General features: G+C 37.9%; 9 protein-coding genes. 4 read left to right on the forward strand and 5 right to left on the reverse strand.

Annotated elements, in window-relative coordinates; all coding sequences use genetic code 11:
- Nucleotides 1-268 precede the first annotated feature (268 nt).
- Complete coding sequence (gene mgrA, locus V7266_RS24075; RefSeq protein WP_335471659.1) at nt 269-1,261, forward strand: L-glyceraldehyde 3-phosphate reductase; 993 nt, start codon at nt 269-271, stop codon at nt 1,259-1,261.
- Nucleotides 1,262-1,454: 193 nt separating this feature from the next.
- Here the strand turns inward: mgrA and V7266_RS24080 are convergent, their stop codons facing one another.
- Entirely contained in the window at nt 1,455-1,769 is a 315-nt protein-coding gene (locus V7266_RS24080) for a DMT family transporter (protein WP_335471660.1), read from the reverse strand.
- Between the two features lie 2 nt (nt 1,770-1,771).
- Nucleotides 1,772-2,119, reverse strand: coding sequence for a DMT family transporter (locus V7266_RS24085; RefSeq protein ID WP_335471661.1), 348 nt, complete (start codon nt 2,117-2,119; stop codon nt 1,772-1,774).
- 166 nt (nt 2,120-2,285) lie between these two features.
- On the opposite strand from V7266_RS24085, the gene V7266_RS24090 reads away from it, so the two are divergent.
- The gene (locus V7266_RS24090) at nt 2,286-2,678 is read left to right on the forward strand and encodes a globin (RefSeq protein WP_335471663.1); all 393 of its coding nucleotides are present in this window, start codon (nt 2,286-2,288) and stop codon (nt 2,676-2,678) included.
- Nucleotides 2,679-2,726: 48 nt separating this feature from the next.
- Here V7266_RS24090 and V7266_RS24095 read toward each other — a convergent pair whose 3' ends face one another.
- The 3 genes from V7266_RS24095 to V7266_RS24105 form a co-directional block, all read right to left on the reverse strand.
- On the reverse strand, nt 2,727-4,025 hold the full coding sequence (locus tag V7266_RS24095; protein ID WP_335471665.1) for an ABC transporter substrate-binding protein: 1,299 nt from the start codon (nt 4,023-4,025) through the stop codon (nt 2,727-2,729).
- 161 nt (nt 4,026-4,186) lie between these two features.
- A complete protein-coding gene (locus V7266_RS24100) occupies nt 4,187-5,014 on the reverse strand; it encodes a carbohydrate ABC transporter permease (protein WP_335471667.1) in 828 nt (275 codons plus the stop codon).
- A complete protein-coding gene (locus V7266_RS24105) occupies nt 5,014-5,973 on the reverse strand; it encodes a carbohydrate ABC transporter permease (protein WP_335471669.1) in 960 nt (319 codons plus the stop codon). Before V7266_RS24105 ends, V7266_RS24100 begins: the two co-directional genes overlap by 1 nt.
- A 217-nt stretch (nt 5,974-6,190) precedes the next feature.
- Between V7266_RS24105 and V7266_RS24110 the strand changes: the two genes are divergently transcribed.
- Together V7266_RS24110 and V7266_RS24115 are read left to right on the forward strand one after the other, a co-directional pair.
- Nucleotides 6,191-8,011, forward strand: a complete 1,821-nt coding sequence (locus tag V7266_RS24110) for a sensor histidine kinase (protein ID WP_335471671.1) — start codon at nt 6,191-6,193, stop codon at nt 8,009-8,011.
- Complete coding sequence (locus V7266_RS24115) at nt 8,008-9,597, forward strand: response regulator transcription factor (protein ID WP_335471673.1); 1,590 nt, start codon at nt 8,008-8,010, stop codon at nt 9,595-9,597. Before V7266_RS24110 ends, V7266_RS24115 begins: the two co-directional genes overlap by 4 nt.
- Nucleotides 9,598-9,774: the final 177 nt, after the last annotated feature.

Raw genomic sequence — 9,774 nt, forward strand, 5'->3', positions numbered from 1 at the left:
TGAAGGACAAAAAGATCCCGGAGCTCGAAGAAAGTGTCCTTCATAAAGGGGATGAAGGACAAAATTCTCGAAAGAATCGACCAAAGTGTCCTTCAAGGACCTTTAGATATAATCGAATTCATCGGTATTAAGATAATCTTCGAAAAATCATTTTTTATCTATTGGTCAAACAACATTAACTATCTCTCCAAGTCTCCATCCTTTAAAAATCAGCCCCCAGTCGATTATAATAGTGGAAGGGTTTACATAATGGAAGAGGAGGATTACTATGGTTTATCAAGCTGCAGACAATCGTTACGAAACTATGAAATACAATCGAACCGGGCGTTCAGGATTATTGCTTCCAGCGGTTTCTTTAGGCCTTTGGCATAACTTTGGAGGCGTCGATACATACGAAAATGGCAGAACTATGCTGAGAAAGGCCTTTGATTTAGGAATCACCCACTTTGACTTAGCTAATAACTATGGTCCGCCAGCAGGCTCTGCGGAAGAAATGTTTGGCCGCATGCTAAAAACAGATTTTGCTCCTTATCGTGATGAAATGGTCATTTCATCAAAAGCGGGCTATTATATGTGGCCTGGTCCATATGGAGATTGGGGCTCAAGGAAGTACTTAATCTCAAGTTTAGACCAAAGCCTCAAACGAATGGGACTTGAGTATGTAGACATTTTTTATTCACACCGTCCTGATCCCAATACACCGCTGGAAGAGACCATGATGGCATTGGATTCCATTGTGCGTCAAGGAAAAGCGCTATATGTCGGAATTTCTAATTACAGTGCCGAACAAACGGCTGAAGCAATTAAAATATTGAAGCAACTAGGTACACCACTGCTTATCCATCAGCCCAATTACTCGATGTTTAACAGATGGATTGAGGATGGCCTTCAGGATGTATTACAAGAAAATGGTGTGGGCTCAATTGCCTTTAGTCCATTAGCGCAAGGCTTGTTAACGAACAAATACTTAACGGGGATTCCAGCAGACTCCCGAGCAGCAAGTCCAACAGGATTCTTGCAAAAAGAACATGTCACCGCGAAAGTATTGGAACAAGTACGCCAATTAAACGAAATAGCTGGTGACCGTGGTCAAAGCCTATCACAGATGGCTCTTTCATGGGTATTGCGCAAAGAAAAAGTAACATCCGTTCTAATTGGTGCGAGCCGTGTAAGTCAAATTGAAGAAAATGTGGCAGTAGTCAACAACCTTGATTTTAAGGACGAAGAACTGGCAAGAATTGAAGATATCCTAAATAGCTAAAATAAAAATCTGTCAGCGACTGCTGACAGATTTTTATTATATAAGAAAGTCTAGAAATTGATTTTGAGAATTGTCTAGCTCCAGCGCCTAGCCCCTCGAGGTCACAAGTCAATCCGTCCAAAAGGTTAAAAGGCAACCTTTCGGCCGGCTTGTCTTGTGCTTGTCGGGGCTGACCAAGGCGCTTGCGCATTTCTTAGGAAAGAGCATTTAATCCAATGACACCAATAATAATCAATACAACACTAAAGACTCGTCCCGCGCTTTTCGATTCTCCTAAAAGAAACATATTGATAAAGACAGCCCCGGCAGTTCCAATTCCAACCCAAACGGCATAAGCGATACTCAGTTGGAGAAATTGAAATGATCCATATAAAAAGGCAAGCGATGCCCCAAATCCGCCCATATAAAGGATGCCATTCCTGACATTCTTTTGCTGACTATACAATTTTAGCCCAACAGCACCGGTAACCTCACTGGCTGCAGCTAACAAAACCAATACCCATCCCATGATTATGCAGCACCTTTCATGGCTACTTTTTCTTCCTTATTATCCGAAAGGTTTAATCCAATGACACCCAAAATAATAATCGCAATAAAAAAGATTTCTCCTAGGGTGATCCTGCCGCCAAAAAGGAATACATCCATTAATACTGTTCCAATCGTACCGACCCCAGCAAAAATAGCATATACAGTGCCTGTTGGGAGGGTTTCACAAGCTTTTGGAAGGATATGATAATCCCATAAAATCACGGCAAGGACCAATGCCCACTGCCACCATGTATGGGCGGTATTAAACCCATATACCCAAATCCATTCAAACACACAAGTTAAAATAACATAAAACCAAGCTTTATTCATCGTTTGCACCTCTTAGAAGAATAACCATTATTATTTTAGAATACCACAACAAATACTAATTAAGACTCGTCACTACTTTGTAAAGTGATTTATATCACTAACCCCGGTCCCGTTTTTCTTTATTATTATGTAAATAGGGGAAAATTAATAGTGGATGGTGAGAAAGATGGATTATAATTTTAAATCACTATATAGTGAAATTGGCGGTCAAGAAACGATCAATAGGCTGGTGGATGCTTTTTATCCTCGTGTTTACACTGATCCTATTCTAGCTCCGCTATTTCAAGGGGATATGGAAGAAATCAAAAGGAAACAGCGGATGTTCTTGCCACAATTTTTAGGAGGTCCAGCCCTTTATAGTCAAGAATTTGGCCCCCCGGCAATGAGAGCGCGTCATCTGCCTTTTGAGGTAACACCGACAAGGGCTAAGCATTGGCTGCAATGTATGAAGGAGGCCTTTCATGAAATTGGTCTTGATCAGACTCCTGCAGGACTAGCCTTTTATGAACGATTAACACAAGTAGCCGGTATCATGGTAAACACACCGGATCGTGAATAACATAAAGGCTCTTCTCACAGTGAGAAGAGCCTTTATAGATTTATAATCTTATTTTTTTAATTTAGCCCATGTTGCATCAAGTGCTTTCATAGCTTCTTCTTTTGTCTTTTGGCCGCCAACATATGCTTGTAGTGTTGCACCAAATTCTTGTCCAGCACCATCAGGGTACTTCATGAACTGCCAAGAATATGTTTTTCCATCTTTAGAATACTTTTGAAGGTCAGCGCCTAGAGGTCCAATATCTTCGGCCTTTGCTTCAATGGTTTTGAATGCCGGAACATATTTGAAATCTTTAACTAATGCAGTTTTACCTTCTTCAGAAGATACCATCCAATTTAAGAAATCTTTTGCAGCCTTTTTATCAGCATTAGGTGCTTTGTTATAAACAACCCAGTTTGTTGGAACGTCAACCATTAGCTTATCTGCCTGCGCAGCATCATCTGTAAGAGCAAGTGGAATAAAACCAACTTCCATTCCAGGGTTTAATTTATCGAGCATAGGCTGAATCCAGTTTCCTTGCTGGATCATTGCTGTTTCACCGTTAGCGAATTGAGTTACTTCTGTATTGTAGTCAGTCGTTAACGGATTTTTGTTACCATACTTCACTGTTAAATCAACAAGCTTAAAGTAGTCTTCAAAGTATTTGTTTCCGGCAATTTTTCCTGTGCCTTCATTTAAGCTTTTAATGAAATTCTCGTCATCAGCTTGTTGATAAGCAAATGGTACGTTAAGACCATGGTTTGCTAATACCCACCATTCTGCATAGCCGACAGAGAAAGGTGTGATACCAGCAGCTTTAAGCTTCTTCGCTGCCGCTTCTAACTCTGAATAGGTTTTTGGAAGTTCTGTAATACCTGCTTTTTCAAATAATTTCTTATTAAAAGCAAAACCGTATCCTTCCATGTTTACAGGCTGGCCATAAATTTTTCCGTCGATTGTCATTGGTTTTAGGGCATCTTCATATGCGTCTTTTACCCAAGGCTGATCAGATAGATCTTCAAACTTATCTTTCCAAGTAATAGCCTCTTGGTATCCGCCATTTCCGAAGATATCAGGTGCTTTGTTAGAAGCAAATTTTGCTTTAAGGGCTGCAGCACCATCAGCGCCGCCTCCGACTGATTCGATATTAAAAGTAACGTTAGGGTGCTCTTTCGTATATTTATCTGTCAACGCTTTCAATTGATCTGCGATTTCAACCTTACCGTTAAAGATATCAACAACAACTTTTCCGTCTTTGCTGCCGCTGTCTTTTTTTGTACCAGATGCGCTGTCACTGTTACCACAAGCTCCTAAAAGAAGTGAAGCTGATAAAATCCCCGCTGCGATTGAATATTTTTTAAATACCATTTGTTTTCCCTCCTGTTAATATATATCTAATTTATAAATCCTCGCTGCCAGTCGATTACTGGCAGCAAAGGTTGACCCCTGGGATGAAATTGTCTAGCTACAGCGCCTAGGAAAAAATGAACTTCTTTTTTCCCTTGGTCAAGGCGCCTCCGCTTTTCGATTTACTTAATGGAACCGCTCGTAATCCCCTTGATAATGTGTTTTTGCATGGCAAAGAAGAAAATTAATAACGGAATGATACCAAGGACAAGTGCTGCTAAAGCTAAATCCCATTGTTTTGTATACTGTCCAAAGAAGAAGAAGGTTGCTAATGGAATGGTTCGGTATTCTGGATTTTGAAGAACCAGTGACGGCAGCAAATAGTCATTCCAAATCCATAAGCTATTTAGGATAACAATTGTGACAGTAATAGGTTTTAATAGTGGAAATACAATTCTCCAGAAAACCCCTAGCCTTGAACATCCGTCAATAATCGCTGCTTCTTCCAATTCTACTGGTATTCCTTTGATGAAACCATGATAGAGGAAGATGGTCATCCCTGAACCAAAGCCTAAGTACATAACGACAAGTCCCCAGATGCTATTCAACATTCCAAGAGTTCCAGCTGTTTTGATGAGCGGAATCATAATCGATTGAAATGGAATGATCATCGCTGCAACAAATGTCATAAAGATGATATTACTGATTTTCTTTTTCGTTCTAACCAGCATATAAGCGGCCATTGAACAAAAAACAACCAGAACGATATTACTGATAACCGTAATAATTAAGGAATTTGAAAATACTCGTAAATAGTCCAATTTTTCAAATGCGTTAATGTAGTTGTCTAGCATGAATACTTTTGGTAAAGCAGATGTGTTTGATAAAATCTCTGCGAACGGTTTCAAGGAGTTTGAAATCAAATAATAGAACGGAACTAAAAAGACAAGAGCAAGCAGGATAGCAAATATCTCAAGAACAAATGTCTTGCTTGTATACTTGTTTCCCATTATGATTCAACCTCCCTTTTCTTCGAAATTGTCACTTGTAGTACAGTAATCGCTGCGACAACAATGAAGAAAATTAATGCCTTTGCTTCACCAATACCATAACGGTTATTGACGAAAGCCTCTGTGTAAATGTTTAGTGCTAACATCTCCGTTGATTTAAAGGGACCGCCGTTTGTTAACGACAGGTTTGCATCAAAGATCTTAAAGGATGAAGCGGTGGTTAAAAATAAACAGATTGTAACGGCCGGTGCCACTAGTGGCATGGTGATATGGCGTAGGATTTGAAATCTATTCGCGCCATCAATTTTTGCTGCTTCAATTAGTTCTTGCGGCACATTTTGTAAGGCGGCAATGTAGATAATCATAATGTACCCTGCACCCTGCCATACACTGACAATCACAATTCCCCAGAAGGCGGTATTAGCATCCCCCAGCCAAGGTAATTCGAAAAAAGGAATATGTGTTAATTGTCCAAGCGAACTAAAGCCTTTTACAAAAATGAACTGCCAGATAAAGCCTAGTAAAAGACCGCCCACCATGTTTGGCATAAAGAAGACGGTTCGCAATATATTCCTTGTTTTCAGCATTTGTGTAACAAGGAGTGCTAATCCAAAACCAATCATATTTGTTAAGATAATCGCTACAACGGTATATTTTGTTGTAAGGATAAAAGAATCTTGGAATTGCTTGTCCTCTGTAAATAGGTATTTAAAGTTATCAAGACCTACCCATTTAATGTCGCCTGTTATTCCATTCCAATCGGTGAAGGCGTAATAAATTCCCGTAAAGAAAGGAATAAGGACAATGATGGTAAACGCCAAAAATACGGGGCCGACAAATAGGGCGAATAACCCTGCCTCTTTTAGCTTCTTCTTTTTATTTAAAGAAGAAGACTCTGAAATTTTTATACTAGTTTTGCCAGGTAAAGCTGAACTTTCTAACTCACTTTGATTATTCACTTACTGCACCTCCCATATCTTCATTTTAGGGTTTTTGAAAAAATATGAAACGGCTTACATTGACCAGTAGGGTGGAAAATATTGAACAGTCCATTTTGCCATATTAAAATAGACCCCATGTATTACGATGTTTTCTTATGCTAAAATGGTGGGGTATTTAGTACACTTTGAAAAGGGGGGAGGCTAGTTCAAATTTTAGGGACTAGCCCAAAAGCACATGCAATGGGGAATCCGAAAAAAACTAATTGTAACTTTAATGGCTGTCATCATACTCCCTTTTGGAATTGCGATTACCATTACGTATTATCAAACAACGAAGTCAATAAATGACCGATTTGTCTCCACGAATCATGATTTAATTGTTAAAGGGGAAGCGGAACTAAGTACTTATTTAGAAGATGTTGCACAAATGTCGACTGTTTTATATCGGTATACACCATTTATGTCGGTGATGAGGGTTGGAATAACAGACAACCTAAGTAGTAATCAAGAAGAAGTGCGGAGGATGCTCGCCTATACCTTTAACTCCCGGCCAGAAGTCGAGCAAATGCTGCTTTATATAAATAAAGGAAAAGATTCATATACCAATTATCACTCAAGAATTAGCGGCAGAGGGAAATACCAGAATATCTTGTCCAATCCTTTCTATTCCCGCTTAAGCAGGTCTCATGACTTTTCAGTTATTGAACCGCCTCATAAGATATATAGTTACAATAACTTGTCGGTGATCCCTAATTCCGAGAAAAATCAGGTTTTAAGTTTCCATACGATTATAAGAGATGTACCGTTAGATACCATTTTAGGCTTTGTATCTATAGATATTAATCTCTCCAAGATAAGAGATATTTCTGGAAGGTTATATACGGATGGGGTTGAAGACTTATACATAATGAATGAAGAGGGCATTGTCGTTTATTCTTCAAAGAACAACGAAATTGGAAAGGCTAATAAGGACGCTTGGTTTAAACAAATAAAGAAAGAACCAAAGACAATTAAAAGTCTTGACTGGAAGGACGAAAAATTTTCGGGTGTAATTGTCTACCAAAAGTTCTCCGATTCCTTTAAAAACTGGTACATTGTTAAAAGAATTCCTTATGATGTACTTTACCAAGGTGCAAGGCAGACTGTATTTACGAATATTATCATTGTGATTATCACATTAATTATCGTTCTATTTGCTACCATGTTCATCTCTTTCAGACTCACTGCTCCGATCAAAGTATTAATTGCGAATATGAAAAAAGTAGAAAAAGGTGTGTTTGAAGCAGATTTTGAATCATTAGGAAATGATGAAATCGGGATGCTGGGCAGGCATTTCAAGTTGATGATTTCAAAAATAAATGAATTAATTGAACGGGAATATAAATTGGAGATTGAAAATAAATCCTCCCAGTTAAGAGTTCTTCAATCCCAAATAAATCCGCATTTTCTCTATAATGCGTTTCAGTCAATTGGAACGCTTGCATTAAAATTAAAGGCAGTTCAGGTGTATTCGTTATTAAACTCATTATCCAATATCATGCGGTACAGTATGAATATGAAAGATGATATTGTCCCATTTTTAGCAGAAGTCAATCATGTTAAATCCTATCTTAATTTACAAAAGCAAAGATTTGACGAGCAGTTTGAGTTTGAACTGAGAATTGAAAAAGGTGTAGAAGAGGTCATCGTTCCGAAAATGATTTTACAGCCCATTGTTGAAAATTGTTTTAAACATGGCTTTGACCAGCAGTTAGAAAATGCAAGGATTGTTATTACTGCAAAGGGAGAGCATGACCATTATGTATACATTTCTGTTAAAGATAACGGAACTGGTGTTAATGAAGATGAACTTGAACAACTTTGCCGGGAATTGTCCGATGGTGGAAATGGTGAAAATCACAAGGGGGCTGGCATTGGCCTGAAAAATATTTATGACCGGTTAAAGATTTATTATAGCAATCAAGTAGTAATGGATGTTGCCAGCGGAGAAGAAGGTGGTTTTACTGTTACGATCATCATTCCTAGAAATATTCAAAATGAGGTGATACATCTATGAAGGTCTTAATCGTTGATGATGAAAAACATGTTCGTGAGGGAATCAATCTGCTCGGAGAATGGGAACAGAATGGGATAACAGAAATTTTTGAGGCTTGTAACGGTGAGGAAGCGATCCAGCTTATTCAAACCCTTCGCCCGGAAATTATTTTTTCTGATATGAAAATGCCAAAAATGGATGGGACACAGCTGTTAGAGTGGATTAAAGAAAATCAGCCAACTAGTAAAACCATTGTCGTGACTGGTTACGATGATTACCATTATATGCGTAAAGCCATTCATTTTGGCAGTTCAGACTATTTACTAAAACCAATTGATCCGGAAATATTAAATCAAACGCTGGAAAAAGTGGTGAAAGAGTGGAGAGAAGAGGAAGCGGAGCGCAACAGTAAAACAACTACCTATCAATTAATAAATGAAATGAAGCCAGTTTACCGGGATCGGAAACTAACCCAATTATTGAATAGTGACAATCTTAAGGATGAATTGTACGAAGAATTTGGTTTTTCTAAATCACAAGAATACCTCGTCGCGCTTGTTCGACTAAATAGAAAGGCAATAGAGGCATTTCAAGGAGATCGAGATTTAACTTATTTTACAATTTTGAACGTTATTAATGAAATTTTGCAGAAAAGGGAATGTGGGATTGGTTTCCGTTATCTTGCTCAAAAAGGGGAAATTGTGATTGTTTTTTGGGAGCAGTTTGCCTATATTGAAGAGCTATTGGAGTACATTTATAAAGCGATTAAGAAGGCGATTGGTGTTTCTTGTCATATTGCCATCGGAACAGCTATCGATAAAAGGAACAAATTAATAAATTCCTATCAGTACGCAAAGCAGGTTTTATTGAACAGTAATATCTTGGATGATGAAGAAAGCAAGGTTTACCGTCAGGATGTTATTCAACCCCTCTTATTAAAAAATTTATTTTCCTATTCTTCTGAAATTGAATTAGCTATTCAAGCAGGGGAGATTAGGGCTTTTGATGATTTGATTGGTAAAATTGCTAAGGATTATACGGAGGGTCATTCCTTATCATGGGGCCAGCTGCTGCAGCTTGAAAATGAATATCTGGTTATCAGTAACCATTGGTTTGAACATTTTCAAATCACAAGAAAGATTTCAGATCGAATCGAATACAGAGTGGATCAATTTTTCAATCAAAACGGTACATTCCAGCTTCAGGATTATATTGACCGAACCATCCGCGAAGTTTCTATTTTTCTAAGGAAAATTAAGCGAAAGACTGTTCAGAAAAGCAATAATGTCATCTATGAAATAGAGAAATATTTAGAGGCGAATTTTGATCGGGATGTAAAACTGCAAGAGATATCAGACCATTTTTATATCAGCAGGGAATATATTTCTCGGAAGTTTAAGCAGGAGTTTAACGTTAATATTTCTGATTACATTGTTAAAATCCGAATAAAAAGGGCTAAAGCTTTATTGAAAAATAGTGAGCTGAAAATCTATGAAATTGCCAATATGGTCGGTTACCAGGACGACAAGTACTTTCGAAAGGTGTTTAAGAAGGTGGAGGGTGTAACCCCAAATGAGTTTCGGGAAATACATATTATTCAGAAATGAGCGGATTATAATGAGTAAATGGGAGTTAACATAACTGGTTATTTCAGTTATGTTAACTCTCTTTTTATTAGTTAATTAAGCGTGAAGATAACTAAAATACAGGTAAATTTTATAAAAATAAACATTTTACTAAAAAATAACGTAAAAATCATTGAATGAAAGCGTATCCTCTGATAT

Source organism: Neobacillus drentensis, from assembly GCF_036965645.1.
Lineage (GTDB): Bacteria > Bacillota > Bacilli > Bacillales > Cytobacillaceae > Neobacillus > Neobacillus drentensis_D.